Source organism: Micromonospora sp. CNB394 (assembly GCF_000374985.1).
In the GTDB taxonomy this organism is placed as follows: domain Bacteria; phylum Actinomycetota; class Actinomycetes; order Mycobacteriales; family Micromonosporaceae; genus Micromonospora; species Micromonospora marina.
In genome coordinates this window covers 21734-48276 of the sequence record NZ_KB895835.1, presented here as the reverse complement: position 1 = coordinate 48276, position 26543 = coordinate 21734, and the positions used below count along the sequence as shown (strand labels likewise).

27 protein-coding genes, 2 tRNA genes and 1 other RNA gene are annotated in these 26543 nt (G+C 71.6%); 11 read left to right on the top strand and 19 right to left on the bottom strand.

Annotated features, from left to right (window positions below; genetic code table 11):
• Positions 1-166: 166 nt before the first annotated feature.
• Entirely contained in the window at positions 167-922 is a 756-nt protein-coding gene (locus C569_RS0114775) for a hypothetical protein (protein ID WP_231394797.1), read from the top strand.
• Positions 923-932: 10 nt separating this feature from the next.
• Here C569_RS0114775 and C569_RS34745 read toward each other — a convergent pair whose 3' ends face one another.
• Positions 933-1058, bottom strand: a complete 126-nt coding sequence (locus tag C569_RS34745; RefSeq protein WP_018786552.1) for a hypothetical protein — start codon at positions 1056-1058, stop codon at positions 933-935.
• Positions 1059-1474: 416 nt separating this feature from the next.
• Between C569_RS34745 and leuA the strand changes: the two genes are divergently transcribed.
• Positions 1475-3220, top strand: a complete 1746-nt coding sequence (leuA, locus tag C569_RS0114765; RefSeq protein WP_018786551.1) for a 2-isopropylmalate synthase — start codon at positions 1475-1477, stop codon at positions 3218-3220.
• A gap of 112 nt (positions 3221-3332) precedes the next feature.
• Here leuA and C569_RS0114760 read toward each other — a convergent pair whose 3' ends face one another.
• A complete protein-coding gene (locus C569_RS0114760) occupies positions 3333-4769 on the bottom strand; it encodes an MFS transporter (RefSeq protein WP_018786550.1) in 1437 nt (478 codons plus the stop codon).
• Between the two features lie 108 nt (positions 4770-4877).
• Here C569_RS0114760 and C569_RS0114755 point away from each other — a divergent pair, with 108 nt between their 5' ends.
• A complete protein-coding gene (locus tag C569_RS0114755) occupies positions 4878-5537 on the top strand; it encodes an HNH endonuclease family protein (protein WP_026268168.1) in 660 nt (219 codons plus the stop codon).
• A complete protein-coding gene (locus C569_RS0114750; protein ID WP_026268167.1) occupies positions 5519-5965 on the top strand; it encodes a hypothetical protein in 447 nt (148 codons plus the stop codon). The genes C569_RS0114755 and C569_RS0114750 overlap by 19 nt, the downstream gene beginning before the upstream one ends.
• Positions 5966-6019: 54 nt before the next feature.
• On the opposite strand, the gene C569_RS0114745 is transcribed toward C569_RS0114750, so the two are convergent.
• From C569_RS0114745 to ffs, 9 genes are all read right to left on the bottom strand, one after another.
• Positions 6020-7123, bottom strand: coding sequence for an ABC transporter ATP-binding protein (locus C569_RS0114745; RefSeq protein WP_018786547.1), 1104 nt, complete (start codon positions 7121-7123; stop codon positions 6020-6022).
• Complete coding sequence (locus tag C569_RS0114740) at positions 7120-8235, bottom strand: ABC transporter ATP-binding protein (RefSeq protein WP_018786546.1); 1116 nt, start codon at positions 8233-8235, stop codon at positions 7120-7122. The genes C569_RS0114745 and C569_RS0114740 overlap by 4 nt, the downstream gene beginning before the upstream one ends.
• A gap of 70 nt (positions 8236-8305) precedes the next feature.
• A complete protein-coding gene (locus tag C569_RS0114735; RefSeq protein ID WP_018786545.1) occupies positions 8306-9274 on the bottom strand; it encodes an ABC transporter permease in 969 nt (322 codons plus the stop codon).
• Complete coding sequence (locus C569_RS0114730; protein WP_018786544.1) at positions 9271-10275, bottom strand: ABC transporter permease; 1005 nt, start codon at positions 10273-10275, stop codon at positions 9271-9273. The genes C569_RS0114735 and C569_RS0114730 overlap by 4 nt, the downstream gene beginning before the upstream one ends.
• A 78-nt stretch (positions 10276-10353) precedes the next feature.
• Positions 10354-12015 (bottom strand): ABC transporter substrate-binding protein, encoded by a 1662-nt coding sequence (locus tag C569_RS0114725; protein ID WP_018786543.1) that lies wholly within the window; start codon positions 12013-12015, stop codon positions 10354-10356.
• 322 nt (positions 12016-12337) lie between these two features.
• Complete coding sequence (gene recR / locus C569_RS0114720) at positions 12338-12931, bottom strand: recombination mediator RecR (RefSeq protein ID WP_018786542.1); 594 nt, start codon at positions 12929-12931, stop codon at positions 12338-12340.
• A gap of 8 nt (positions 12932-12939) precedes the next feature.
• Positions 12940-13248, bottom strand: a complete 309-nt coding sequence (locus C569_RS0114715; RefSeq protein WP_018786541.1) for a YbaB/EbfC family nucleoid-associated protein — start codon at positions 13246-13248, stop codon at positions 12940-12942.
• A gap of 108 nt (positions 13249-13356) precedes the next feature.
• Entirely contained in the window at positions 13357-16359 is a 3003-nt protein-coding gene (locus C569_RS30325; protein WP_018786540.1) for a DNA polymerase III subunit gamma and tau, read from the bottom strand.
• A 108-nt stretch (positions 16360-16467) separates the two neighbouring features.
• An RNA gene (ffs, locus tag C569_RS32370) (signal recognition particle sRNA small type) lies at positions 16468-16557 on the bottom strand.
• Between the two features lie 81 nt (positions 16558-16638).
• Here ffs and C569_RS0114700 point away from each other — a divergent pair.
• A tRNA-Ser gene (locus tag C569_RS0114700) sits at positions 16639-16723 on the top strand.
• 64 nt (positions 16724-16787) lie between these two features.
• Here C569_RS0114700 and C569_RS0114695 read toward each other — a convergent pair.
• On the bottom strand, positions 16788-18008 hold the full coding sequence (locus tag C569_RS0114695) for an RNA polymerase sigma factor (protein ID WP_018786539.1): 1221 nt from the start codon (positions 18006-18008) through the stop codon (positions 16788-16790).
• Positions 18005-18337, bottom strand: coding sequence for a YciI family protein (locus C569_RS0114690; protein ID WP_018786538.1), 333 nt, complete (start codon positions 18335-18337; stop codon positions 18005-18007). Before C569_RS0114690 ends, C569_RS0114695 begins: the two co-directional genes overlap by 4 nt.
• Positions 18338-18807: 470 nt before the next feature.
• On the opposite strand from C569_RS0114690, the gene C569_RS0114685 reads away from it, so the two are divergent.
• From C569_RS0114685 to C569_RS0114670, 4 genes are read left to right on the top strand one after another with little or no spacing between them, the layout of a single operon-like run.
• A complete protein-coding gene (locus C569_RS0114685; protein WP_018786537.1) occupies positions 18808-19875 on the top strand; it encodes a hypothetical protein in 1068 nt (355 codons plus the stop codon).
• A gap of 21 nt (positions 19876-19896) precedes the next feature.
• Positions 19897-20409: an NUDIX hydrolase gene (locus C569_RS0114680; protein ID WP_018786536.1), complete on the top strand. Its 513-nt coding sequence runs from the start codon at positions 19897-19899 to the stop codon at positions 20407-20409.
• 51 nt (positions 20410-20460) lie between these two features.
• Positions 20461-21075, top strand: coding sequence for a hypothetical protein (locus C569_RS0114675; protein WP_018786535.1), 615 nt, complete (start codon positions 20461-20463; stop codon positions 21073-21075).
• Positions 21072-21593 carry a hypothetical protein gene (locus C569_RS0114670; protein ID WP_036345899.1) on the top strand — a complete coding sequence of 174 codons (522 nt, stop codon included), beginning with the start codon at positions 21072-21074 and terminating at the stop codon, positions 21591-21593. Before C569_RS0114675 ends, C569_RS0114670 begins: the two co-directional genes overlap by 4 nt.
• Before the next feature lie 42 nt (positions 21594-21635).
• Here the strand turns inward: C569_RS0114670 and C569_RS0114665 are convergent, their stop codons facing one another.
• Together C569_RS0114665 and C569_RS0114660 are read right to left on the bottom strand one after the other, a co-directional pair.
• Positions 21636-22745, bottom strand: coding sequence for a hypothetical protein (locus tag C569_RS0114665; RefSeq protein WP_141708214.1), 1110 nt, complete (start codon positions 22743-22745; stop codon positions 21636-21638).
• Positions 22746-22828: 83 nt separating this feature from the next.
• A tRNA-Ser gene (locus tag C569_RS0114660) sits at positions 22829-22915 on the bottom strand.
• Positions 22916-22990: 75 nt separating this feature from the next.
• On the opposite strand from C569_RS0114660, the gene deoD reads away from it, so the two are divergent.
• Positions 22991-23698: a purine-nucleoside phosphorylase gene (gene deoD, locus C569_RS0114655; RefSeq protein WP_018786532.1), complete on the top strand. Its 708-nt coding sequence runs from the start codon at positions 22991-22993 to the stop codon at positions 23696-23698.
• 96 nt (positions 23699-23794) lie between these two features.
• Here the strand turns inward: deoD and C569_RS30320 are convergent, their stop codons facing one another.
• The 4 genes from C569_RS30320 to C569_RS0114635 form a co-directional block, all read right to left on the bottom strand.
• Positions 23795-24238 (bottom strand): nucleoside deaminase, encoded by a 444-nt coding sequence (locus C569_RS30320; protein WP_196806734.1) that lies wholly within the window; start codon positions 24236-24238, stop codon positions 23795-23797.
• Positions 24239-24416: 178 nt separating this feature from the next.
• Positions 24417-24938, bottom strand: coding sequence for a tRNA adenosine deaminase-associated protein (locus C569_RS0114645; protein WP_026268163.1), 522 nt, complete (start codon positions 24936-24938; stop codon positions 24417-24419).
• A 122-nt stretch (positions 24939-25060) separates the two neighbouring features.
• Positions 25061-25231 (bottom strand): hypothetical protein, encoded by a 171-nt coding sequence (locus tag C569_RS33740; protein WP_018786529.1) that lies wholly within the window; start codon positions 25229-25231, stop codon positions 25061-25063.
• Between the two features lie 72 nt (positions 25232-25303).
• Positions 25304-25696, bottom strand: coding sequence for a hypothetical protein (locus tag C569_RS0114635; RefSeq protein ID WP_018786528.1), 393 nt, complete (start codon positions 25694-25696; stop codon positions 25304-25306).
• A gap of 76 nt (positions 25697-25772) precedes the next feature.
• On the opposite strand from C569_RS0114635, the gene C569_RS0114630 reads away from it, so the two are divergent.
• Positions 25773-26513 carry a M23 family metallopeptidase gene (locus C569_RS0114630; protein WP_018786527.1) on the top strand — a complete coding sequence of 247 codons (741 nt, stop codon included), beginning with the start codon at positions 25773-25775 and terminating at the stop codon, positions 26511-26513.
• Positions 26514-26543: the final 30 nt, after the last annotated feature.

The following is a 26543-nucleotide window of genomic DNA, read 5'->3' as shown; positions in this document are numbered from 1 at the left end:
GTCAGACCGCCTCAGCCTATCGGGCGGGCCGCGAGGCCGGGTCGGGTGATCCCACCATCCGGCCCCGCCGTGGGGCGGCTCACCAGCCCGGGAGTACGCGACACGCCAAGCGGTACAGCCGTACGGTGGGCTGACCGGGACCACACCCACCACGCAGAATGAGCCGGTGCACGCTCATCGACGTGCGGCCCGCCTGACCGGCGTGCTCGCGCTCACCCTGCCGGTACTGCTGGCCGCCTGCGACGGCGGCTCTCCCGAGGCGGCGCCCACCGGCACCACCGACCCGGTCCCGGTGCAGGTCGACGCCGCCCGCGACGAACTGGCCGGGCTGGCCGCCGCGGCGCAGGACCGGCACCTCACCGCCACGTACGCGTTCACCCCCGCCGAGGGCGCGCCCCGGACGGTGTCGGTGACCAGCGCCAACGACGGCAGCTGGCGGGTCGACGTACCCGGCTGGGCGCACGCCGGCACGGTGGACGTCTCGCTCGCCGGCACCCCCGACGGGCTGTTCCAGTGCGCGCTGCCCTCGGCCGGCTGGACGCAGGCGGCGACGTGCGTCCGCCTCGGCGACGCCGACGACGCGGTGCCGCGCCGGCTGGACCCCCGGGTGCAGCATCCGTTCACCGACTGGCTGGAGGTGCTGACCGACCGGCGCGCGCCGCTCGCGGTCTCCCCCGCCGAGCCGCTACCCGGTGCCGACGGCCCCTGCTACACGGTCGACAGCACCTCGGCGTCGCTGAACGCGCCGCTGGACGTGGGCACCTACTGCTTCCGCCAGGACGGCACACCCGCGGCGGTACGGGCCGGATTCGGCACCCTCACGCTGACCGGCGAGCCCGGTGCCGCGCCGGGCACCGTCGAGCTGGCCGGAGCGGTGACCGACGGCGAGCCGGTCGGACGGGACGCCCCGGGAACGCCGTGACGCGGCCCGCTCAGCCGCCCCGCGCCGCGCGCAGCAACGCGGCGCCGACCTCGGTGTTGCGGTAGAGCACGTGCCGCCCGGACCGGGACCGGGTGACCAGACCGGCGGCGTGCAGCGCGGAGAGGTGCTGGGACACGGGCACTGCTCGACGCCGACGTCGCGTACCGTGCGGCCCGGCTCGGCTCACCGGTCATGGGGGCCAGAGAGAGCATCCGCACCGCCGTCCGCGACGTCGTACCACCAGCCGGGCCGAGCGGACGCCCCGGCTACCAGGCGTGGTGAAGTCCTCCGACTCGGTGACTCCGGTCCCATAGTCCGGACCAGCCTTCCCACGACACGTCCCACCACGTAGGGTGACCTTGTCATGTGGCGCGCGTACCTTCTCCTTGGCTGCCGCGACGAGGCCTGACCGGCCGGCACCTCGTCGCGGAGTCGCTACGCGCCGTCCAGCACATCCGATCTTCTTCTCGGCACCGCCGCGCACCGTCGCCCGGCAGCCCGCCGACACCTTTCCGATCTGCTGACGCCACATGTTCCAGGGAGCACTCCGAGATGGCTCAACCTGTCACCGCCACCGATCCGTTCGCCCGCCAGCGCCCCAGCCGGATGCCGGTCCACCGCTACGTCCCGTACGACAGGGAGTTCGGTGTCGACCTGCCGGACCGCTCCTGGCCGACCCGCCGCGTCGAGGCCGCGCCCCGCTGGTGCGCAGTCGACCTCCGCGACGGCAACCAGGCCCTGATCGACCCGATGTCGCCCGAGCGTAAGCGGCGGATGTTCCAGCTCCTGGTGCAGATGGGCTACAAGGAGATCGAGGTCGGCTTCCCGTCGGCGAGCCAGACCGACTACGACTTCGTCCGGCAGCTGATCGAGCAGGACCTGATTCCCGAGGACGTCACCATCCAGGTGCTGACCCAGTGCCGGGAGCACCTGATCGAGCGGACCTTCGAGTCGCTGCGCGGCGCCCACCGGGCCATCGTGCACTTCTACAACTCCACCTCGACGCTGCAGCGCCGGGTCGTCTTCGGCCTGGACCGCGACGGCATCACCGACATCGCCACGCAGGGCGCGCGGCTGTGCCAGAAGTACGCGGAGATCCACACCCCGGACACCGACATCCACTACGAGTACTCGCCGGAGTCGTACACGGGCACCGAGCTGGAGTACGCGCTGGAGGTCTGCTCGGCGGTGATCGACGTGATCGACCCGACGCCGGACCGGAAGCTGATCATCAACTTGCCGGCCACCGTCGAGATGGCGATGCCGAACGTCTACGCCGACTCGATCGAGTGGATGCACCGGCGTCTGCCCCGGCGGGACAGCCTGGTGCTGAGCCTGCACCCGCACAACGACCGGGGCACCGGCGTGGCCGCCGCCGAGCTGGGCCTGCTGGCCGGCGCCGACCGGATCGAGGGCTGCCTGTTCGGCAACGGCGAGCGCACCGGCAACGTCGACCTGGTGACGCTGGGCCTGAACATGTTCTCCCAGGGCATCGACCCGATGATCGACTTCTCCAACATCGACGAGATCAAGCGCGCCGTCGAGTACTGCAACCAACTGCCGGTGCACGAGCGCCACCCGTACGCGGGCGACCTGGTCTACACCGCATTCTCCGGCTCGCACCAGGACGCGATCAACAAGGGCTTCGCCGCGCTGAACGCCGACGCCACGGCGGCCGGGGTGCCGGTCGACGACTTCACCTGGGCGGTGCCCTACCTGCCGGTCGACCCGAAGGACCTGGGCCGCACCTACGAGGCGGTCATCCGGGTCAACTCGCAGTCCGGCAAGGGCGGCGTCGCGTACATCATGAAGACCGAGCACCAGCTCGACCTGCCGCGCCGCCTCCAGATCGAGTTCTCCGGCGTAGTGCAGCAGGTCACCGACCACGACGGCGGCGAGGTCGACCCGGCCACCATGTGGGAGATCTTCGCCCGCAACTACCTGGTCGACCACCAGGTCGACCCGGCCGTGAGGCTGGCCGGCTACACGATCGGCACCGTCGACGGCAAGGTCGAGATCGACGCCCGCGTCGGCTTCGGCGGCGAGACGCGCGCGCTCACCGCCGTCGGCAACGGCCCGATCGACGCGTACGTCAACGCGTTGCAGTCGCTGGGCGTGGCGGTACGGGTGCTCGACTACCACGAGCACGCGCTGTCCTCCGGCGGCGACGCACAGGCCGCCGCGTACGTGGAGTGCGAGGTGGACGGCCGCACGGTGTGGGGCGTCGGGGTGGACGCCAACATCGTCACCGCGTCGATCAAGGCGGTCACGAGCGCGGTGAACCGCACCCGCGCCTGAGGTGCAAGGAAGGGCCCCTTCTTAACGCGTCACGCATAGAAAGGGGCCCTTCTTAACATCCGCGCCCGAATGGTCCGAGTGTTAACAGGGGTCCCTTCCTCTACCGGAGGCGTTAAGAAGGGGCCCTTCCTTCCGTGCGGGGGCGGTGGATCAGCACGGCGGCGAGCACCGCCCCGGCCAGCAACAGACCGGCGCACCACGCCAGCGCCCCCCGGTACGCGTCGGCCAGCGCACCCTTCTGCTCGTACCCGGTGCCGGACAGCCCGACCAGCAGCGGCAGTGCGGCCACCGCGAGCAGGCCACCGGCCCGGGAGGCGGCGTTGTTGAAGCCGCTCGCCACCCCGGCGAACCGGTCCGAGACCGCGCCGAGCACCGACGTGGTCAGCGGCGCGACCACGAACGTGAGCCCGGCGCCGAACAACGCCACGCCCGGCAGCACGTCCACCCAGTACGACGCGCCCGGCCCGACTCGGCGCAGCAGCAGCAGACCCGCCGCGGCGATCACCGGGCCGACGGCGAGCAGCAGCCGGGGGCCGATGCGAACCGACAGCGCGCCCGCCCGCGGCGAGCCGAACAGCAGCAGCACCGTCATCGGCACGGTGGCCAGGCCGGTGAGCAGCGCCGACCAGCCGACCACGTTCTGCAGGTAGACGGCGAGGAAGAAGGTGAACCCGCCGAGCGCCGCGTACACCACCACCGTGAAGACGTTCAGCACGGAGAACAGCCGGCTGGAGAACAGCCCGGTGGGCAGCATCGCGGTGTCGCCGCGCCGCCGCTCGACGAGCACGAAGACCACCACGGCGACCACCCCGAGCACCGCCGCGACCAGCACCGCCGGGGAGGCGCCCTGCGCCGGGGCGTCGATCAGCGCGTACGTGACGCCGCCGAGCGCGAGCGCGCCGAGCAGCGCCCCGGCCACGTCGAACCGCCGGCCGCCCCCGGTACGCGAGACCTCCTCGTCCCGGCTCTCCGGCACCCAGCGCAGCGCGGCGAGTAAAACGCCGACGGCCAGCGGCAGGTTGACGAAGAAGATCCATCGCCAGGAGAGCGTGTCGATCAGCCAGCCGCCGAGCAGCGGACCGAGCGCCGTGGACACCCCGGACAGCCCGGACCAGGTGCCGATGGCCCGGCCCCTGTCGTCCGGGTGGAAGCTGGCCTGGAGCACTGACAGCGACCCGGGGGTGAGCAGCGCCCCGCCCGCGCCCTGGAGGAACCGGGCGGCGACGAGCCATCCGGTGTCCTGGGCCAGCCCGCAGAGCACCGACGCCACCGCGAACCAGATCACGCCGAGCAGGAAGACGCGCCGCCGGCCGAACCGGTCCCCGAGTGCGCCGCCGAGCAGCACGAACGCGGCGAGCATGAGCAGGTAGCCGTTGATGGTCCACTGCAGACCGGCGACTGTGGCGTCCAGTTCGGCGCCGAGGCGTGGCAGCGCGACGTTGACGACTGTGCTGTCCAGGAACACCATGCCCGAGGCGAGGATCGCGGCGAGCAGCGTGCCGCGTCCGGCGGCGGAGCCGGTACGCAGCGCGGAAGCGGGTGCTGTCACGTCTCACCACTCTGCCCGCCGCCCACCCTCGACGCCACGAATCACGTAAACCGCCGCCGGGTACTGTGCGGACTCGCCCGGAGCACGCAAGCTGGAGAGGTGTCGTCTGTGCGTACCAGATCAGGAGCCCGAGCCGGGCTGGCGGCCGCGCTGAGCGCGGTGCTCGCCCTCGGCGTGGCCGGCTGCGACGTGTCGGTCACCGAGCCGGAGGTGCCACCGAGTGCCACCGGCAACGTCAACAAGCAGCTCGGTGAGCTGACGGTGGCGACCGCCGGGTCGATGAAGGGCTACAGCCGCTCCCGTTTCCCGCACTGGCGGGACACCGGTAAGAACTGCGACGTACGCGACAGCGTGCTGCAACGCGACGGCGAGGGCATCAAGTTGTCCGGCTGCAACGTGGTGGGTGGCCGGTGGGAGAGCGTCTACGACGGGATGGTGCTGAACGATCCGTCGGACGTGGACATCGACCACACCGTGCCGTTGGCCGCGGCGTGGCGCTCGGGCGCGGCGGAGTGGGACGACTCGAAGCGCGGTGACTTCGCCAACGACCTGACCCGGCCGCAGCTCATCGCGGTTTCGGCGCGGTCCAACCGGGCAAAGGGTGACCAGGATCCGTCCCAGTGGAAGCCGTCGAACCGGTCGTCCTGGTGTCAGTACGCGGCCGACTGGGTGACGGTCAAGCACTACTGGCGGCTGGCTGTGACGAGTGCCGAGAAGGCCGCTCTCACCGACATGCTGGAGGGCTGCACATGGGCGAGCAAACCGTGACCGGGCCGGACGCGACACCGGCGCCGGAGGCAGGCGACGCACCGGAGTCCGCACCGGCCGGCCCGGCCTCGGCCGGGATGACTGCGGACGGCCGGCAGCCGGAGTCCGCGGACGTCGCCGGGGCGGGCATGACCGCCGACGCGGTGCCGGGCGCACCGGCCGGGGGCGCACCGGGCGGACCGGCGGACCGCACCTCGGACGTCACCGCGGGGCCGGGCGGGGTCATGACGGACGAGGTGGGCGTGGTGACCGGCGAGTTGACGCTGCGCACCGAGCACGCCGACGGCCGGGTGACGCTGCGGGTGCAGTACAAGGACGCCGACGAGTGGTACGCGGTCACCGGCGGTTCCGCGCCACTGGCCGACCCGGCCGCGCTGGACGCCGTGCACACCATCGCGGTGGGCCTGCTCGACCGCCCTGAGGGCTGACGGACGACGAGGCGCGTCCCCGCCCGGTCCGGGTGGGCACGCGCCTCGTCAGCGTCAGACGTACGATCCTGGTTCGCTGGGCGCGGACACCACGCCCGGCTCCTCGCCCTCGTCCTCCGGCCGGGTGACCTTCGCGGTCACCTCGTGCGGGCGCAGCTCACCGGCGGCGATCTGCTCGGCCCAGTGGCAGGCCACCCGGCTGGCGCCGATCTGGCGCAGTTCCGGCCGCTCGTCCGCGCAGCGGGTCGGCTGCGCCCACGGGCAGCGGGTGTGGAACCGGCAGCCCGACGGCGGGTTGGCGGGCGACGGCAGGTCACCGGCGAGCAGGATGCGCTCGCGCCGGTCCTCCACGTCCGGGTCCGGCACCGGCACCGCCGACATCAGCGCCCGGGTGTACGGGTGCAGCGGCTCGGTGTAGAGCCGGTCGCTCGGTGCCTCCTCCACCAGCGCGCCGAGGTACATCACGCCGACCACGTCGGAGATGTGCCGCACCACGGCCAGGTCGTGCGCGATGACCAGGTAGGTCAGGCCGAGGCTGTCCTGGAGTTCGTCGAGCAGGTTCACCACCTGCGCCTGGATCGAGACGTCCAGGGCGGAGACCGGCTCGTCGGCGACGATCAGCTCCGGGCCGAGGACCAGGGCGCGGGCGATGCCGATGCGCTGGCGCTGGCCGCCGGAGAACTCGTGCGGGTAGCGGGACAGCGCCCACTTCGGCAGGCCGACCGCGTCGAGCGTCTCACCGATGATCCGCCGCCGGTCGTCCCGGTTCGCGCCGATGCCGTGCGCCTGGAGGCCCTCGGTCAGGATCGACTCGACGTTCTGCCGGGGGTCCAGGCTGGACATCGGATCCTGGAAGATCATCTGCATCCGGCGGCGCGTCGCGCGCAGCTTGCCGGCGGACAGCGTGGTCAGCTCGACGCCGTCGAACTTCACCTCGCCGCTCGTCGGCGGGGTGAGCTGGAGCAGCGCCCGGCCGAGCGTGGACTTGCCGCAGCCCGATTCGCCGACCAGTCCGTACGTCTTGCCGCGCGGGATGCTCAGGTCGACCCCGTCGACCGCCTTGACGTGCCCGACGGTCCGGTCGAAGAGCACGCCCCGGCGGATCGGGAAGTGCACCTTCAGGTCGCGCACCTCGACGAGGATGTCGTTGTCGCTCATGGGGTCTCCTCCTCGCGCGGAGCCGGTCCGAAGCCGGGCACGGCGGGCGGGTCGGCCGGCTCGGCCTGGGCCGGCACCGCACCCGGTTCGGTGGTCGTCGGCGCGGTCGCGCGGGCGTCCGCCTCCGGGGTCAGGCCGGGAACCGGCACCGGGTTGACGCAGCGGTAGCTGCGCGCGTCGTGCGTGAGCACCAGTTCCGGCGGTTCGCCGACGCACGCGTCGACGCGGCGGGCGCAGCGCGGGGCGAACGCGCAGCCGTCCGGCCAGGGCAGCAGGTCACGTACCGAGCCGGGGATGGGGTTCAGCCGTTCGCCGCGGCCGGCGTCGAGGCGGGGCACCGAACCGAGCAACCCCTCGGTGTACGGGTGCCGGGGCTGGCGGAACAGCGGACGGCGGGTGGCGGTCTCCACCACCCGGCCGGCGTACAGCACGTTGATGGTGTCGCACATGCCGGCGACCACGCCGAGGTCGTGGGTGATCATGACCAGGGCGGTGCCGGAGTCCCGGACCAGGTCCTTGAGCAGTTCCAGGATCTGCGCCTGGATGGTGACGTCGAGCGCGGTGGTCGGCTCGTCGGCGATCAGCAGCCGGGGCTGGCAGGCGACCGCCATGGCGATCAACGCCCGCTGCCGCATGCCGCCGGAGAGCTGGTGCGGGTACTCCTTGAGGCGCCGGCGCGGGTCCGGGATGCCCACCCGGTCCAGCAGGTCGGCCGCCTCCTTGGCGGCCGCCTCGCCCTTCATGCCCCGGTGCCGGGCGAGCACCTCGGTCACCTGGAGCCCGATCGGGATGACCGGGTTCAACGAGGAGAGCGGATCCTGGAAGATCATCGCGACATCCCGGCCGCGGATGTCGCGACGGGACCGGTCGTCGAGCTGGAGCAGGTCGTTGCCGTCGAAGACGGCCTTGCCGCCGACCCGCAGGCCCGGCTGCTTCGGCAGCAGGCCCATGATCGCCAGCGACGTGACGCTCTTGCCACAGCCGGACTCGCCGACCAGGCCGACCACCTCGCCGGTGTCGACCGAGAAGGACACCCCGTCCACCGCGTGCACGGTGCGCTGCCCACGACGGGCGAACGTGACGGAGAGGTCGTCCACTTCGAGCAGTGCCATTACCGACCCTCCGTTCGCGACTGCGGGGCTCGCAAGCTCACTCCTCGCGACTCACACATGACTGACTGACCTACTTCCGCAGCTTCGGATCGAGGGCCTCGCGCATCGCCTCACCGAGCAGGGTGAACCCGAGCGCGGTGATGATGATGCCGAGCGCCGGATAGATCGCCAGGCCCGGCCGGATGCCCAGGTACGGCTGCGCGTCGGCGAGCATGACGCCCCATTCGGGAATGGCCGAGTCGGGGTTGCCGAGGCCGAGGAAGGACAGCGCGGCCGCCTCGATGATCGCTGTCGCCAGTGTCAGTGTGGCCTGCACGATGACCGGGGCGATCGAGTTCGGCACCACGTGGGTGAGGGCGATCTTGGACTTCTTCACGCCGAGCGACGTCGCGGCCAGCACGTAGTCACTGTTGGCCTGGGCGATCATCGAGCCGCGCAGCAGCCGGGCGAAGATCGGCACGGACACCACACCCACGGCGATCATCACGGTGGTGAGGCTCGCGCCGAGCAGCGCCGCGATGCTCACCGCGAGCAGCAGGCTCGGCATGGCCAGCAGCATGTCGATGAAGCGCATCAGGGTGGTGTCGATCCAGCGGCCCCAGCGCCCGCCGAGCCCCGCGGCGGCACCGGCGACGCCGCCGATCAGCGCGCCGACCGCGAGGCCGATCAGCGTGGAGACCACGCCGACCAGCAGCGTCTGCCGGGCCCCGACGACGAGCCGGCTGAACTCGTCGCGCCCCTGGTGGTCGAAGCCGAGCCAGTGGTCGGCGGAGGCGCCCGGGATGATGCCCTGGCCGGACTTCACCAGCCCTTCGCGGATGCCGATGGAGTCTGTCGGGCTGTACGGGACGAGGAACGGCCCGATGACCGCTACCAGGACGAAGATCGCCAGGATGACCACGCCGACGATGGCCGCCGGGTTGCGGCGGAGCCGGCGGAACGCCTCCTTCCAGAGGCTCACCCCCTGCTCGTCCTCGCGGGCGGACAGCTCGGCGAGCCGGTCGATCTTCTCGCGCTTCTTGCCACCGGTGATGGTCATCGCACCCTCACCCTCGGGTCGATCACGCTGTAGGAGAGGTCGACCAGGAGATTCACCAGCACGTACACCACCGCAATGATCATGATGAAGCCCATCAGCACCGGGTAGTCGCGCTGGCTGATCGACTCGGCGACGAACGCGCCGATGCCGCTGAACGCGAACACGGTCTCGGTGAGCACCGCACCGGAGAGCAGAAGACCGGCCTGGAGGCCGATCGAGGTGGCCACCGGCAGCATGGCGTTGCGCAGGACGTGCCGGCGGCGGACGGTCCGCTCGGTCAGGCCCTTGGCCTCGGCGGTGCGGACGAAGTCCTCGTTGAGCACCTCCAGCACGCTGGCCCGGGTGATCCGGACGATGATCGCGAGCGGGATGCTGGCGAGCGCGACACCCGGCAGCACGAGGTGCCAGAGCGCGTCGGCGGCGGCGTCCCACTCGCGGGTCATGATCCCGTCGAGGACGAAGAAGTTGGTGACCCGGGTCGCCCCGATTGTCGGGTCCTGCCGGCCGCTGGAGGGGAACCAGCCCAGGTTCTCCGCGAAGATCGCCTTGAGCACGTAGGCCAGGAAGAAGACCGGGATGCAGATGCCGATGAGCGATCCGCCGACCGAGGCGTGGTCGAGGAACCGGCCCCGGCGGCGGGCGGCCAGGTAGCCGAGCGGGATACCGATGCCGACCGCGAGGATCAGGGCCATGACGGTCAGCTCGACGGTGCCGGGGAACCGCTCCACGAACTCCGTGGTGACCGCCCGCTTCGTACCGGTCGAGGTGCCCAGGTCGAGCCGGATCATCCGTCGCAGGAAGCGGGCGTACTGGACCAGGATCGGCTCGTCGAGGCCGAGGTTACGCCGGATGGCGGCGCGCGTCTCAGGTGTGCCCCGTTCGCCGAGGATCGCGGTCTCGGGCCCGCCGGGTAGGCGGCGGAGCCAGATGAACAGCAGGACGGAGAGCCCGAACAACGTGGGTATCAGCTGTAGCAGGCGTCTGACGATGAACCGGAACACGGGCGCCTCGGAGGGGGTGCGGAGGGGTGCGGGCGGGCGCTGTGGTCACAGCGCCCGCCCGCGTACGGTGCCTTCAGATCACTTGAACTCTGCGGTCGCGTACCGCTCGTCGGTGAGCGGGCTCGCCTTGATCCCGGTCACGTCCTTGCCGAACACGATCGCCGGCGGGGAGTGCGAGATCGGCACACCCGGCAGGAAGTCCATGATCGTCTTGTTCAGTGCCTTGTACTTCTCCGTCCGGGCCGCCGCGTCGGCGGTGGTGTCGGCGTCCTTGAACTGCTCGAACAGCGGAGCGTTGTTGAAGCCCCACTCGTCCTTCGGGCGGTCGAAGAAGGTGCCGATGAAGTTGTACGCGTCGCCGTAGTCACCGGTCCAGCCGAGGAAGTGCAGGTCGTGCTTGTTGCCGGAGGTGGTGGCGTTGAGGTAGTCCGGGCTCCACTTCAGCGGGATGGCCTGGACGTTGATGCCGACCGCCTTGAGGTCCGCCGAGAGCAGCTCGAAGATGTCCTTCGGGTTCGGCATGTACGGCCGGGTGACCTCGGTCGGGTAGTGGAACTTCAGCGTCAGGTTCGACGCGCCGGCCTCGGCCAGCAGGGCCTTGGCCTTCTCCGGGTTGTAGTCGTACTTGGTGACGTCGCCGTTCCAGCCCTCGACGGTGTCCGGGAAGAAGTTCATCGCGACCTTGGCGCCCGGGGGCAGCTTCGAGTCGACCAGGGCCTGCCGGTTCAGCGCGTGCGCGATGGCCTGGCGGACCTTCAGGTCGGCCAGCTTCGGGTTCCCCTTCTGGTTGATCGCCAGGTAGAGGATGTTGAAGGCGGGCCGGGTGAGGACGTTGAAGCCCTCCTTCTTCAGCGGCTCGACGTCGGCCGGGCCGACCAGGTCGTAGCCCTGGATGTCACCCGAGCGGAGCGCCTGCTTGCGGGCGTTCTCGTCCGAGATCGTCTTGAAGATGATGGTCTTCAGCTTGGCCTTGTCGCCGTGGTAGTCGTCGTTGCGCTCGATGGTGAGCGTCTTGTTCGCGATGTCCCACGCCTTGAACTTGAACGGGCCGGTGCCCGTCGGGTGCTCCATCGCGTACGCCGGGTACTTGATGTCCTCGGCGGTGCCGGTCACGTTGCTGGCGTCGTACTGCTCCATCGCCTTCGGGCTCTGGATCGAGAACGACGGCAGCATGAGCGCGGCCGGGATCTTGCTGGAGACCCGCGTGAACGCGAGGTCCACAGTGGTGGCGTCCTTGGCGGTGCAGGACTTGAAGAGGCTCGGCGGCAGGTCCGGGTTCTCGTTCTTGGCGAACCCGCCCATGACGTCCTGCCAGTACGCGGTCACGTCCGGGCTCTGCATGAGGCCCTTGGCGTTGTACCAGCGGTCGAAGTTGGCGCAGACGGCCTCGGCGTTGAAGTCGGTGCCGTCGTGGAACTTGACGCCCGAGCGGAGCTTGAAGGTCCAGGTCGTGCCCGCCGCATCCGGCGTCCAGGACTCGGCGAGGCCCGGCGTCACCTTGGTGCCGCCCTCCTCCGGACGGACCAGGGTCTCGAAGACCTGGCGCGCCACGCGCAGCGACTCACCGTCGCTGGCGAAGCTGGGGTCGAGCACCTTCGGGTCTCCGGCGACGCCGAAGACGAGGGTGTCCTTCTTGCTATCTCCGGAGCCACTCTCACGGTCGCTCTCGGCGCAGCCTGCAACCGCGAGGGCCGCGACCGCGACGGCCGCGATTGCGACCTTCGGCCTGGATGCACGCATGGTGCTTCACCTCGTCCTTGGGGGTACGGACAACGTGGTGACAGGGTCACCGATGTGCGCAGACCTTAGCCCTCGGGTGGACGGCGCGGAAACGGGCGGGGGGCGGGTTGGTATCGAATCGTGTCTGTTCCGCAACGAGGCATACGAATCGAAGGAGAATCCCTTCCGCTGCCGATCTTTCGTCGGTTTGAAGGGCGAATTTATTACGTCGATCCGGTCCCGGACGCACGTTCCTGTCAGATCGACCGATGTCCCGGTCCGACCCGCAGACACGTCCGGCGGGCACCCCGAAGGGCACCCGCCGGAGACGGCACCACTGAATTCAGACGGCCCGCCGGCCCTCGAAGGCACGGCCCAGCGTGATCTCGTCGGCGTACTCCAGATCGCCGCCGACCGGCAGTCCACTCGCGAGCCGGGTCACCGCGATCCCCATCGGCTTGACCATCAGCGCCAGATAGGTGGCGGTGGCCTCGCCCTCGGTGTTCGGGTCGGTGGCGAGGATCAACTCGCGGACGTCGCCGCCGCCGAGGCGGGTCATCAGCTCACGGATCCGCAGGTTGTCCGGGCCGATGCCCTCCAACGGATTGATCGCACCGCCGAGCACGTGGTAGCGCCCGCGGAACTCGCCGGTCCGCTCGATCGCCACCACGTCCTTCGGCTCCTCGACCACACAGAGCACCTCGTCGGTACGCCGTGGGTCGCGGCAGATCCGGCACTGCTCCGACTCGGCCACGTTGTAGCAGGTCGTGCAGAACCGGACCAGGTCCTTGACCTTGCGCAACGCGCCGGCCAGCCGGTTCACGTCGGCCGGATCCGCCGACAGCACGTGGAACGCGATCCGCTGGGCGCTCTTCGGGCCCACGCCCGGCAACCGGCCCAGCTCGTCGATCAGATCCTGGATGGCACCCTCGTACATCTGCCGGCTCAGAACCCGGGCAGGCCGAGGCCGCCCATGCCGCCCGCGACCGGGCCCATCTTCTGCTCGGTCAGCTCGCGGGCCGCCTCGGCGGCGTTGTGCACGGCCGCGACCACCAGGTCCTCGAGCGTCTCCACGTCCTCCGGGTCGACCGCCTTCGGGTCGATCTTGATCGCCTTCAGCTCACCGGTACCGGCGACAGTAGCGGTGACCAGGCCGCCGCCGGCGGTGCCGGTCAGCTCCGCCTCGGCCAACTCGGCCTGGGCCTTGGCGATCTGCTGCTGCATCTTCTGCGCCTGCTTCAGCATCTGCTGCATGTTCGGCTGTCCACCTGGGCGCACGGACCGCTCCTTCTTCCACTCGTCTGCTCGGCCGCGCCCAGCCTAGTCGGGCCACGGCACCGCTGATCCGCGGCCGGCGCGCACTCAGCGCGCGTTCACCTCGTCGATCTTCTCCGCCCCGAACGTCTCGCGCAGCAGCTGCACCGCCTGCTCCTCGCTCGACTGCCGGGCCGTCCGCTCGTCGATCACGTCGTCCAGCGGCTCGTCGCCCGGATCGAACCCCTCGTAGGCGGGCGCCGCCGCCGGCGCGCCCCCGCCCCGTAACGGGCCGTCGAAGTCCGGGTCGTAGGGCGGCTCGCCCGCCCACTCGGCATCGGCCGTCTTCCGCGCCGGCTGCGCCGCGCGCGGCCCCTTGCCGGGACCACCGCCCGCAGCGGCCGCCGCAGCCGCGGCACGCGCCGCCGCGATCGCGCTGTTCTTCGCGCCCGCCGGCCTCGACCCACCGGCAGGCGCCGGCGCCGCCGCAGGTGCGGCAGGTTTGGGTACGACGACAGGCGCGGTGACGGTCGCCGTGCCCCCGCCCGGACGGGCCGCCGCCGGCCAGTCCTCCCCGTCGCCGGTGCTCGCGGCCGGGGCGGTGCCGGTCGCCGGTGCCGCGCCGGTCGCCGCGCCACCGGGCCGGGCCGGCTCCGGCCAGTCCTCCTCGCCGGCCTGCTCGACCGCCGGGGTCGCCGCCGGCCGGTGCGAGGCGTCCGGCGAACCCGCACCGGCCCGGCCCGCCGGTCCCCCGGCCTGGCTTCCCGCACCTCGGCCACCGGTGGCCGGGTCATCCCCGGCCCGGTTGCCCGTGGCGCTGCCCGAGCCGGTCGCCAACTGTCCCGGGGCGCCGCCGACTGCATCACGTCCGGCGGCGCCGGAGTCCGGACGGCCCGGCCCGGCGTGGACCGAACCCGGGCGGCCTGGTCCGGTGTCGGAGCCGGGACGGTTCGGTCCCGCATCGGCTGCGGCCGAGCGGGAGGCGCCCTCGTGGACGTGATCGGAGGGCGTTTGCACGGTGCCGGCCGCACCGGAGGCAGGCCGCCCGTACCCGGCGTCAGCCGCGCCCGCGTCCGGATGGACACGCCCAGCGTCGGCGACCGGACGGCCGTCAGCGGTGCCCGCCGTCCCGGTGTCCGGTCGACCGGGCGCGGTGTCGGCTGCCGGGCTGGCCGAAGCGCTGTCGGACGGGTTGCGGGCCGGTGCGGCGTCGGCCTGCGCGCGAGCCGCTCCGGACGGGCGGGACGGGCCACCGAGTGAGGAACCGCCGCGCTCGCCCGCCACCTCGCAGCGGATCTGCCAGCGACCGCCCAGCTCCTCGTAGAGCGCGTCGGTCAGCACTGCGGCGTGGTCGGCCATCATCTTCGCCAGCACCGTCGACTTCACGGTCAGCACGAGCGTGTCGCCGTCCAGGTCGCGTACCACCGCGTCCCGCATCAACGCGGCGATCCGCTTGTTGCTGCGGTTGACCTTGCCGACCACCTCGGGCCACACCCGGCGCACCGCTACCGCGTCGAGCGCGCCGGGGTTGCCGACGCCGGGGCGGGGCGGCTCGGGCGTGGCCGGGTCGGGCATCACCGCGGACTGCGGTACCGGGCGCCGGGCGGGACCGTCAGAGGCGACAGCCGCCGGGCCGGAAGCGCCCGGGTCGACGGTGGCCCGCTCGGGAGCGGCCGGGGCAACGGGACCGGCCTCCGGGCCGCCTGCCGGCTCCGTCACGGCGGGAGCCGGCCGGGAACCGGGTGCCGCGTTCCGGGTACCCGCCGCAGCGGCGGCAGCGGCACGAGCGGCAGCCGCGCCGGTCGGGGCACCGGCAGCCGCCGGCGTGCCGGCGGAATCCCTGTGGACCGCGGCGGCAGCCGCGCCCGGGGCGGGAGCCGCCGGGCGTACCGCATGGGTCTGGGTGGGGTGCGCGGAGTCGGCGGCGGCCGGCGGCAGGTCGGCGCCCCCGAGGGTCAGCCGCCGCTCCATCCGTTCCAGGCGCTGGAGCAGGGCGCCGGAGGAGTCGTCCGCGCCGGGCAGGAGCATACGCGCGCAGATCAGCTCCAGCAGCAGCCGGGGCGCGGTGGTGCCGCGCATCTCGACCAGGCCGTTGTGCACGATGTCGGCGCAGCGGGACAGCGTGGCCGGGCCGAGGCGCTGCGCCTGGGCGGCCATCCGCTCGATCTGGTCGGCCGGGCCGTCGATGAGGCCCCTGGCGGCGGCGTCGGGCACCTGCTGCAGGACGATCAGGTCGCGGAGGCGTTCCAGCAGGTCGGAGGCGAAGCGGCGCGAGTCGTGCCCGGCCTCGGCGACCCGGTCGACGGTGGCGTACGCGGCGGCGCCGTCACCGGCGGCGAGCGCGTCGCACATCTCGTCGATCAGCGCGGCGTCGGTGACACCGAGCAGCGCGGCGGCCCGGGCGTAGCCGACGCCCTCCGGGCCGGCGCCCGCGATGAGCTGGTCGAGCACGGAGAGACTGTCGCGCATGCTGCCCCCGCCGGCGCGCACCACGAGCGGGAAGACCGCCGGCTCGACCTTGACGCCCTCCGCCTCGCAGAGCTGCTCCAGATAGGGGCGGACCACCTTCGGCGGAAACAGCCGGAACGGGTAGTGGTGGGTCCGCGACTTGATCGTGCCGAGGACCTTCTCCGGTTCGGTGGTGGCGAAGATGAACTTGACGTACTCCGGCGGCTCCTCGACCAGCTTGAGCAGCGCGTTGAAGCCGGCCGACGAGACCATGTGCGCCTCGTCGATGATGTAGATCTTGAAGCGGCTGCGGGCCGGGGCGAAGAATGCCTTCTCGCGCAGCTCACGGGCGTCGTCGACACCACCGTGGCTGGCCGCGTCGATCTCGATGACGTCGATCGAGCCGCCGCCGTCGGGGGCCAGCCCGCGGCACGAGTCACACTGCCCGCACGGCTCGGGGGTGGGGCCCTGCTCGCAGTTGAGGGAGCGGGCCAGGATCCGGGCGCTGGAGGTCTTGCCGCAGCCACGCGGGCCGGAGAAGAGGTAGGCATGGTTGAGCCGCCCGCTGCGCAACGCCTGCGACAGCGGCTCGGTGACCTGCTCCTGGCCGATCATCTCGGCGAACGTCCGCGGCCGGTACTTGCGGTAAAGGGCCAGTGCCACCCGTCCCGCCTCCTCTCGAGGAGAGCCATTCTGCGCCGGTCGGCCCCGGGTGACCACCCACCACCCCGTGACCCGACCCGCAGCGACGTTACCCGGCCCGGGAGACAGAAAGGCCTCCCGTGCACCCGGCAGAGCTCGCTTATCCTTGCTGCCTTCCGGCCCTGGGGAGGTTCACGAGGTACCGCCGCACGGGAGGTGACGCCAAGCCTACCCGAAGCGTTGTGGATCTTCCGGGAGGGTGGGGTGGCCCGCCGCCGGGAGACCTGTATCCTGGCTCGCGGAGGATTCGCCTAGAGGCCTAGGGCGCACGCTTGGAAAGCGTGTTGGGTTTACACCCTCACGAGTTCGAATCTCGTATCCTCCGCTCGCAGACGTCAGGGTCGGCTCCCGCACGGGACCGGCCCTGAGTCGTTTCTCCGCGGCGCCCCTCACCGGCCGCCCAACTGGTCCCGCCGCCGCCTCAGGTACGCCGTCTCCGCACTGTTCCCCGCCAACTCGATCGCCCGGTCGTACGCCGCCCGCGCCTCCCCGCCTCGCCCCATCCGCCGCAGCAGCTCGGCACGCGTCGCGTGGTACGCGTGGTAACCGTCCAGCGGCAACACGTCCACCTCGGCGAGCGCGACCTGCGGCCCGTCCAGTTCGGCGACCGCCACCGCCCGGTTGAGCCGCACGATCGGCGACGGGTCGACGCGTACCAGATGGTCGTAGAGCGCGGCGATCTGCGCCCAGTCGGTGTCCCGCGTGTCGCGGGCGTCGGTGTGGACGGCGTTTATGGCGGCGAGGATCTGGTAGCGGCCCGGCGGCCGGCCGGCGGCGATGCACGCGCGGACCAGGGCGTGCCCCTCGGCGATGAGTTCGCGGTCCCAGGCGCTGCGGTCCTGCTCGGCGAGGACGACGAGTTCGCCCGTCGCGGAGACCCGGGCGGGCCGGCGGGCCTCGGTGAGCAGCATCAGCGCCAGGAGGCCGGCGGCTTCGTGGTCGTCGGGCATCAGCGTACGGACCAGGCGGGTCAGCCGGATCGCCTCGGCGGTCAGGTCGGCACGCACCGCATCCTTGCCCGGATCGGAGGCGAGGTAGCCCTCATTGAAGATCAGGTAGAGGACGGCGAGCACGCCGCCGACCCGGGCCGGCAGGTCCTCGCGCGACGGCACCCGGTACGGGATCCCGGCCGCCTTGATCTTCGACTTGGCCCGGGTGATCCGCCTGCTCATGGCGGCCTCCTGAACCAGAAACGCCCGGGCGATCTCCGGCACGGTGAGGCCGCCGACCAGGCGCAGCGTCAGCGCCACCCGCGCCTCCACGACCAGCGCCGGATGGCAGCAGGTGAAGATCAGGCGGAGCCGGTCGTCGTCGATGACTCCGAGCGGTTCCGGGGCGTCGGCCAGCATCAGCGCCTCCCGGTGCTTGTCCTCCCGCCGGCTCTCGCGCCGGATCCGGTCGACGGCCCGCCGGTACGCGGTGGTGGTGAGCCACGCGCCGGGGTTCGGCGGTACGCCGTCGGCCGACCACCGTTCGACGGCTGCGGCGAACGCCTCGGCTGTCATCTCCTCGGCGACGTCGAGATCGCCGATGCGCCGGGCGAGCGTGGCGACCACCCGGGCCCACTCCTCGCGGTGGACCCGGGTGAGCGCCTCGCCGACGTCTGTCACTCGCTCAGGAACGGCCGCAGCTCGACCCGCCTGTTGCACCGCTGCGACGCCAGCGCGGCGAGCGGCAGCGCCACGTCGAAGTCCGGCGCCTCGATGATCCAGAACCCGCCGACGTACTCCTTCGTCTCCACGTAGGGCCCGTCGGTGAGCAGCGGACTCCCGTCCCGCGCATCCACGACGGTGGCCGTCTCCGGTGCCGCGAGCCCACCGGCGAAGACCCAGTGGCCGTCGGCTCGCAGCCGCTCGTTGAACTCACCGATCGCGGCCATCTCGGCCTCGGTGGCCGAGCCGGTCGTGTCGTCGAGTACGGAGATCAGGTACTGCGCCATCGGTCCCCTCTTTCGCTCTGGTCGGCCGCCGGCCGGGCCGCCGTCACCCCGGCTACGAACGCCGCCACCCCAATCCGACAACTTCCGAGGAGGTCGATCACGCAATTCTCGTACGTGGCACGTCAGAGCTTCCGTCGTAGTCATGACCGGTTATGCGTTGCATGTATAACCGACAGTCACTGAGCGGGTTGAATGAGTGAGTGATCGCGGCATCGAGGCCAAGCAGGTGTGCGCGTTGCGGCGCCAACCTGGCTGCTGACAACGACTCGGGACGGTGCGCTCCCTGTCAGCGAGCGGAGCGGGACCGCATCGTTGCTGCTCCCGACGTTCCACCCAGCTTCTGGTCCCATGAACCGCTTCGCCATGCGCTTGCGGATCGGCACCTCGGTCGCGTTGTCCGCGCCTACCGTCACCATCCCTATCACGGGCGACAGCCGCTGCCCCAGGCCACGGTCGCCGGATGGTTCGGAATGACGCAGGCGCAACTGAGCCGCATCGAGAACGGACCGGCGGTGGTGCACCTCGACCGACTGGCGCACTGGGCCCGCGTGCTGCGGATACCCGCGCACACCTTGTGGTTCCGACTACCGGCCGTGCCAGGCGACACCCGGGCGCCAGCCGATGTCGTGGAGGTGGGTCCTCACCTGATCCGCGCACTCCGGTCCGCAGATCGCCAGGTCGGCGGCAAGAACCTCTACAGCACCGTGCTGGCGCACCTCGCCACCTTCTCCAGGCCGACAGGTCGTCCTCCTGCCATGTCCCCGCAGGTGCTCATGGCGACCGCTGCCCTGCACGAGATGGCCGGCTGGATGGCTCACGATTCCGGGGACAGCACGACGAGTAGGCGGCACTTCCTTGATGCCTTGGCGCTCGCCGTCGACAGCAGAGACGCGCTGCTGGTGGCGCAGGTGCACGGAAGCCTGAGCCACCTCGCCTGCCATGGTGGAAACGCGGAGGCCGCGATCTCACATGCCAGCGACGGGCTCGGGGCCGTCGCTCACGAGGACGCCGGTGCTCTGATACGCGCCCGTCTTCTCGCCTTGCAGGCGCGCGGCCTCGCCGCAGCGGGTCTTACCGCCGACTGCCACGCTTCCCTTCAGCGGGCTGAGTCTGCTTTCGCGGAGGCGGCACCTGCTCCCACCGAATGGCTGAGTCCGTTCGACCGCACCTCGTTCGATATCGAGTCCGCGCGTTGCCTGCTTCGCCTCGGTGACGTCACGGCCGCTCTTCGCATCCTCAACGGCAGCGTCGCCGAGCGGTCGGGCGGCCGGGTGCGGAGTCAGGCGCTCGCCCGGATGCTCCTGGCCACCGCGCTCGTCGGGCAGGCCCGGATCGAGGAGGCGTGCGACCTGACGCATCAGACCGTCGATCTCACCCATGGTCTGGGATCGGCCGTCGTCCTCGACCAGCTCAGACATCTCGCACTGCTGCTGCGGTCGCATGTCGTCCGATGCCCGGACGTGCCTCAGCTTCTGGACCGGCTTCGCGACACCATCCGGGAGCGGAGATGGGTGGCGCTGCCGCTGCCGACCGGCTGAGGGCAGCCGACAATCGTCGGTATGGCTGACGAGCGTCCCCTGTACGAGCGAGATCCGGCAGCCTGGCAGGCCCACCTCGCCGAGGGCAACGCGCGGCAGCCCCGGAAGCGGGTGGGAGCCGACGTACTGCTGCGCAACGGTGACGGCGAGATCCTGTTGGTGGATCCGCGCTACAAGCCGGACTGGGACCTGCCGGGCGGCATGGCGGAGGCGAACGAGCCGCCGCACCTGGCCGCCGAGCGGGAGGTACGTGAGGAGTTGGGTCTCGAACTGCGCGTCGGGCCGTTGCTGGTGGTGGACTGGGTGGCACCGCACGGCCCGTGGGACGACAGTCTGATGTTCATCTTCGACGGCGGCGCACTGCCTTCCGCCGAGCCGCTGAAACCGGCTGACGGCGAACTGGCCGACGCACGATTCGTTGCGCTCGATGATGCGCAGGCGCTGCTTCGCCCGTACGTTTGGCAGCGGCTGCGTCACGCGGTGGCCGCGCTGAGCGACGGACGCCCGAGGTACCTGACCAACGGAACCACCTGAGACCGTCGTACACATGTTCCATCCACAGCCTGTGGACGCCGAGAGGACCGGATGAGTTACCAGCTCAGCGCCGTGGTCGCCGACGTCGAGCTGCTTCGCGAGCAGACCGCCGACCTGGACCACGCGGTGCTCGCCGCGCTCCGCCAGGACTTCGCGCTGCTGCCGGTCACCCCGCAACTGGTGCAGGAACTGACCGGCGGCCTGCCGGACTACGCCGTCGACGAGCCGTACGCCGAGCGCCCGTTCCGGCTGGTGCTGTCGCCGCCGCTGGCCGAGGTACTGGCCCGCTGGTCGACCAGCGGCCCGGTGGCGTACCTGGAGGCGGAGTTCGCGGGCGGCCTGGGCCACCAGTCGGCGGTGGTCTGGCTGGGCGGCGAGGTGAGCTGGGGCCCACGGTACGACGCCGCGCTGGACCGGCCGCGGACCGAGTGGCCGATCAACACGGCGCTGGCCCGGCTGGGCGCGGAGCCGGGCGCATGGATCGACCCGTTCGCCGAACTGGGCCTGCACCTGGAACGCGACACGGACGGCTGGCTGGCGCACGGCCGGCGCGGACTGTCCGCCGACTACTGGGACGACCTGGCCGAGGAGTGGGAACTACGCCAATCCGACCAACAACAGCAACCTCATCGCCCCGGTCCCGTTGGTGACTGGGGGATTGCATGAAACTACGACAATTCGGCTTTATTGCCGCGATGCTTGCTGCCGCGTCCGCGGCCGGCAGTGGCGTTCATCCACAGTGGCCAGCCCGCCCGGTCGGCGCCGCTCAGGTGGTCAGCCTGGAGGGCCTGCGCAACGCGGAGTTCGGTGACACCGAGGCGGACCTGACGCGACGCGGCATGCTGCGCGCCGACGAGGAGGCATGCGGGCCCGCGCTCGTCGGGCACGGATCGGTCAGCCCGATCTTCGTCGACGACCGGCTCGTCCTGCTCTGGCTCGACGACCCGATGAGCACACCCGAGGGCATCAGCGCGGGCACGCCGGTGGGCGAGGTCCGCGCCGCGTACCCCGGCGCCGTTGACCTGCCGGCGCCGCCCGGCAGTCACCGCTTCGCCGGGCTGCTCGCCCGCGACGGCGACCGCGCGTACCTCTTCCTGCACGACGGGGTCACCGTCCGCGAGATCATCGCCGGGTACGCGGACTGGGCCCGCCGCCTCTTCGACGAGGGCTACGGCCCCTGCTGACCACACGCGTCACGGGTCAGCAGGGGCGAACAGCGCGCTCTGCTACCGGTGAGCACCCGCCACTACTGTGACAACCTTCGTCCGGCCCGAGCTACTGGCTACAAATCGGTCCGACGGCGAATAACCGACGAGGAAGTATCCGCTCTGGATAGGGACGACGTCTGCTGCAAACTGGCCCTTGGCATCGGTGTTCAGCGGGCCGTAGGTGGCGTGACACCCGTTGTCGTCGCACAGAGTCAGGTAGATGTCGTTGACCTGGTTGGCATGCGGGGCCCAGCCGGAGGCGGTGAGCCACGACAGCCGCCCGGAGAGCCGGACGCTCTGCCCCGCGGCCACCCGGGTGCGGTTCACCGTTGCTGTGACTCGGGTCTGCCGGGGGTCGATGGTGATCGGGAAGAACTGCTGGGGAATGTACTCGAAGTACGGCCGGTCCAGGGAGTAGGAGTAAGAGATCTCCACTTCCGGGCTGAGGGCGTAGATGGTGACCGTCTTGCTGAACGAGCCGTCGGACGCAGTGCTGGCCGGGGTCGGCTCGAAGCTGTTGTTGACCTCGACCGGGAAGTCGACGAGCGGCCGGACCTCGCCGGTGCCCGGCCAGCGGCCCTTGAGCACCCCCCGGACAGTGACCTGCCGGTTGTCGTAGTCGACGGTGCTGGGGTTGACCGTCACATCCTCCAGGAAGGTGACGACCCGGTAGAGGATCCACCCGGCCCGCTCCTGCCGTACGTGGTTGCCCGCAACGTCGGTCACCTCGACGTGCACGAGGTAGTCGCCGAGCGCGTCGAGAATCAGGGGCGCCGACGTGCGGAAGACGGTCTTCTCCGGAGTCTCCGAGTGGAGCACGAAGTCCGTGGAGCGCGCGACCAGTGCTCCGGTCTCCTCGTCGACGAGTTCCGCACGGATCTCGGCAACCGGCTGAGACGAGGTGACGGAGACGAACAATCTTCCGAGGTCGTCCGACGAGTCGTTGTAGGCAGAGTTGACCTGCAGGACATCGGCGGCCTGGGCGGAGGCCGGCGAGTTGAAGGCCAACAAGACAGCGGCGAGAACGCCGACAGCAAGGACCGATCTGATCTTCATTTGTCCCCCGTGCAGAGCCCGCCGACTGCCAGCGGGAGCCGACAACAGTTGTAGTGCATCGACCCTCGTCACGCAACCGGCTTGCCGAACGGGGCACAAGCGGAACGCCCGGTGCGATCCTCGCGGATCGACCGGGCGTTCTCGCTGTTCACGAGCGGTGGCGGCGGGATTTGAACCCGCGGAGGGCGTAAACCCTCACACGCTTTCGAGGCGTGCTCCTTAGGCCACTCGGACACGCCACCGCCGACGAGGGTACAGGACCGCCGGCTTGGACGCCGAACCGGTGTCCCTCGGCCCGGCCTGGCAGGATCTTTGCCATGAGTACGCACATCGGCGCTGAGCCGGGAGAGATCGCCGAGCGGGTCCTGATGCCGGGCGACCCGCTGCGGGCCAAATGGATCGCGGAGACCTACCTGGAGGGGGCCCGCTGCTACACGACGGTGCGCGGCATGCTGGGCTTCACCGGCCGGTGGAACGGTGTCGACGTGTCCGTCCAGGGCTCCGGCATGGGCATGCCGTCCGCCTCGATCTACGCCCACGAACTGGTGAACGAGTACGGCGTGAAGTCGCTGATCCGGGTCGGTTCCTGCGGGGCCCTGACCGAGGATCTGCAGCTGCGGGACGTGGTGGCGGCGATCGGCTCGTCCACCGACTCGAACATGAACCGGATGCGTTTCGACGGGCTGATCGACTACGCCCCGGTGGCCGACTTCGGGCTGCTGCGTACTTCGGTCGAGGTGGCCGAGCGGCGCGGCATCAGCATGCGGGTGGGGCCGATCCTGGCGGCGGACGCCTTCTACACGGACCGGCCGGACCTGTACGACACGCTCGCCGACTACGGCGTGCTGGCGGTGGAGATGGAGTCGGCGGCGCTGTACACGATCGCGGCGCGCTTCAAGGCCCGCGCGCTGACCGTCCTGACCGTCAGCGACCACATCAAGACCGGCGAGAAGACCACGTCGCAGGAGCGCGAGCAGACGTTCGGCCAGATGGTCGAGATCGCGCTGGACACCATCATCGCCTGACCGGATCGATCCTGGGCCGCCCCGTCGCCGCAAGGTGGCGGGGCGGTCCGCGTCACCCGGCACCCCACGCCCGCGAGCGCCTGAGCCGGGAACCCCTCAGCGGAAGAAGGCGCGCAGCAGCGCCGCGCTCTCGCGTTCCAGCACGCCGCCGTACACCTCGGGACGGTGCGTGACGCGGCGGTCGCGCAGCACGTCCCAGAGCGACCCGACCGCGCCGGTCTTCGGTTCCCAGGCGCCGAACACCACAGTCGAGACGCGGGCCAGCGCGATCGCCCCCGCGCACATGGTGCACGGTTCCAGCGTCACCACCAGCGTGCAGTCGTCCAGCCGCCACCGGCCCAGGCGCTGCGCGGCCCGGCGCAACGCCAGCACCTCGGCGTGCGCGGTCGGGTCACCGGTCAGCTCCCGCTCGTTGCGGCCGATCGCCAGTTCGGTGCCGTCGGGTCCGTAGAGCACCGCGCCGACCGGCACGTCACCGGCGTCGGAGGTCGAGGTCGCATCGTCCGGGCCGGTGACCGCGACCTCCAGGGCCCGGCGCATCCACAGCTCGTGCCGCTGCCGACGGCCCACCGCTCCCGGGTCGGCGAGCGCCTCGTCCGCGCCCGGCCCGACGCGCCCGGCCCGGCCGGGGGTGAGCTGCCCCGGGCGTACGGTCTCCAGCGCCGGATCGGTCGCGTCGGCCGGTTCGGCGGCGCCGGGCGTCAGGGACTCCCCCGGCTCAGACCTCACGCAGCTCCTCGACCTCGTCCCCGCAGCCGAGCACCTGGCAGATCTCGGCTGTCACGTCGGCCGGCATGGAGCCCTCGTGCGCGCACAGCGCGTGCAGCTTCTGCGCCGAGATGCCCAGGTCGGCGAGGAGGTCCGCGTCGCCGACCGGGTCGGCCTCCGGGTCCACCGCGGGCTGCTCGGTGTCGTCGTCGCCGGAGGCGCGCGGCTCGTCGACCTCCTCCAGCCCGGTCACCGAGGTCTTCAGGTCGCCGACGAGCAGCGCGCCCAGCCGGGACTCCTCCGCGTACGCCGAGTCCGAGCCGAAGACCCGCAGGTCCTCGCCCTCGTCCAGGCGCAGGACGACCAGGTACGTGTCGTCGGCCTCGACGAACAGCAGCGAGAGGTCGGCGTCCGGCTCGACGTCACGCAGCCGGTCGGCCACCTCTTCGATGTCGGTGACGCCCCGCAGGCTCACCTCACCGGCGGTCCAGCCGCCGTCGACGCGCGCCACGGCAGCAGCGAAGTACGACACGGTCCCCCCAAATCAGCCTCGGCAGCACGCCGACACGTCACGCGATGCACGTTAACCGGTCGGGTCGGCAGCCGAGCGGTCAACGCCCCGTACGGACCGGCCGATCCTTGAGAGAAAGCCGGTCAGCCGACGACGCGCCGACGGGTGGCGATGAGTTGGCGCAGCCGCTCGGTGCGGGCCCGCTGCGGCCGCTGGCGCTGCTGTACCGCACGGGCACCGGCCAACTCGGCGAGGAGTTGCAGGCGACGGCGGCTCCGATCGGGGTCGAGCCGCGGCGGTGTGGTCCAGGCCATACCGCGAGCGTGGACCGTCCCCAGGCGTACGTCAAGGTGGCCTTCGCTACGCAGCGAAACCGGCACCGAAGGTCACCAGAGCGGCCAGTCCCCGGTCTGCGCCCACCGGGTCGCGACGACGGCGGCGGCGATGCTCCAGCCACCCGCGGTGACGATCGCCACGCCCGTCGCCACCCCCCGGTCGCCGTGGCGGACCAGCACCGCGGCGGCCAGCCAGGCCAGACCGCCGGCCAGCAGCGTCCACCAGGCGTAACCGGCCACGCCGCCGCCGACCAGCCCGAACAGCAGCAACCAGGCGAACGCGACAAGCGCGCCGACCGCGACGCTCGCGCCGGTGATCGGGTACGGCTCGCGGTAGCTGGGCCGCGTCGACGTGCTCGACGGGAACAGCCCCGAGGGCGTACGCGGTGGCGGGAACGCCCCCGGACCGGTCCCCTCGGGTCCGCCGTGCCACCCGTGCGTCACCGCCGCCCCCTCTCCCGGACCGTCCGTTCCGCGTTCGGCATTCGTCCCTACGGTAGTGGTCTGTCAGGATGACCGGATGCGCTCGCCATCGATCGGACGCCGCACGCTGCCGGCGTACCCGGTCCTGCTGCTCGTCGCGGCGCTCGCCGCCGGGTGCGCCGCCCCCACCGGGCGCGCCGACAGGTGGCAGGAGCCGGGCCCGATCGCGACGGCGGCGCAGCCCGCCGACCCGGCGAGCCCGGCCCCGCCGACCGTTTCCCCGCTGTCACAGGCGCGCACCGACGTGAAGCGGGTCTTCCCGGTACGGGCCGGCGACGTCGCCTACCACCCCACGCACAGCGGCTACCCGGGCACCGACCTGTTCGCCGACTGCGGGGAACCGGTGGTGGCGGTCACCGACGGCGTGGTGCTCGAGGTGAGCCGCGTCGACCGGTTCGACAAGCGCGGACCGCTGGGCCCGGACAACGGCGGGCTCTCCGTCTCGCTGCTCGGCGAGGACGGGGTGCGCTACTACGGCTCGCACCTGAGCGCGATCACCGCCGGTGTCGACGCCGGGGTGCGGGTGCGCGCCGGGCAGCAGCTGGGCAAGCTGGGCCGTACCGGCAACGCCAACAACGTCTGCCACCTGCACTTCGGCCTCTCCCCGAAGTGCACCGGCGCCGACGACTGGTGGATCCGCCGGGGCGTGGTCTGGCCGGCGCCGTACCTGGACTCCTGGCGCAAGGGCGGCAACCGCTCGCCGGTCGCCGAGGTCACCGCCTGGCAGCGCAAGCACGGCTGCCCGGCCGCGCCCGGACGGTCCACCCACAGCGGCTGACCGACTCGCGGTCACGGGGCCACGCGGCGG

Excerpts from the sequence above, each read along its gene's own strand:
- deoD (WP_018786532.1), top strand. The coding sequence starts at position 22,991 with ATGAGTACGCACATCGGCGCTGAGCCGGGAGAGATCGCCGAGCGGGTC.
- C569_RS0114750 (WP_026268167.1), top strand. The coding sequence starts at position 5,519 with ATGGGCGAGCAAACCGTGACCGGGCCGGACGCGACACCGGCGCCGGAG.
- recR (WP_018786542.1), bottom strand. The coding sequence starts at position 12,931 with ATGTACGAGGGTGCCATCCAGGATCTGATCGACGAGCTGGGCCGGTTG.
- C569_RS0114670 (WP_036345899.1), top strand. The coding sequence starts at position 21,072 with ATGAAACTACGACAATTCGGCTTTATTGCCGCGATGCTTGCTGCCGCG.
- C569_RS30320 (WP_196806734.1), bottom strand. The coding sequence starts at position 24,238 with ATGCGCCGGGCCCTGGAGGTCGCGGTCACCGGCCCGGACGATGCGACC.
- C569_RS0114675 (WP_018786535.1), top strand. The coding sequence starts at position 20,461 with ATGAGTTACCAGCTCAGCGCCGTGGTCGCCGACGTCGAGCTGCTTCGC.
- C569_RS0114715 (WP_018786541.1), bottom strand. The coding sequence starts at position 13,248 with ATGCAGCAGATGCTGAAGCAGGCGCAGAAGATGCAGCAGCAGATCGCC.
- leuA (WP_018786551.1), top strand. The coding sequence starts at position 1,475 with ATGGCTCAACCTGTCACCGCCACCGATCCGTTCGCCCGCCAGCGCCCC.
- C569_RS0114685 (WP_018786537.1), top strand. The coding sequence starts at position 18,808 with ATGACGCAGGCGCAACTGAGCCGCATCGAGAACGGACCGGCGGTGGTG.
- C569_RS0114680 (WP_018786536.1), top strand. The coding sequence starts at position 19,897 with ATGGCTGACGAGCGTCCCCTGTACGAGCGAGATCCGGCAGCCTGGCAG.
- C569_RS0114740 (WP_018786546.1), bottom strand. The coding sequence starts at position 8,235 with ATGGCACTGCTCGAAGTGGACGACCTCTCCGTCACGTTCGCCCGTCGT.
- C569_RS0114745 (WP_018786547.1), bottom strand. The coding sequence starts at position 7,123 with ATGAGCGACAACGACATCCTCGTCGAGGTGCGCGACCTGAAGGTGCAC.
- C569_RS0114735 (WP_018786545.1), bottom strand. The coding sequence starts at position 9,274 with ATGACCATCACCGGTGGCAAGAAGCGCGAGAAGATCGACCGGCTCGCC.
- C569_RS0114630 (WP_018786527.1), top strand. The coding sequence starts at position 25,773 with ATGCGCTCGCCATCGATCGGACGCCGCACGCTGCCGGCGTACCCGGTC.
- C569_RS33740 (WP_018786529.1), bottom strand. The coding sequence starts at position 25,231 with ATGGCCTGGACCACACCGCCGCGGCTCGACCCCGATCGGAGCCGCCGT.
- C569_RS0114725 (WP_018786543.1), bottom strand. The coding sequence starts at position 12,015 with ATGCGTGCATCCAGGCCGAAGGTCGCAATCGCGGCCGTCGCGGTCGCG.
- C569_RS0114690 (WP_018786538.1), bottom strand. The coding sequence starts at position 18,337 with ATGGCGCAGTACCTGATCTCCGTACTCGACGACACGACCGGCTCGGCC.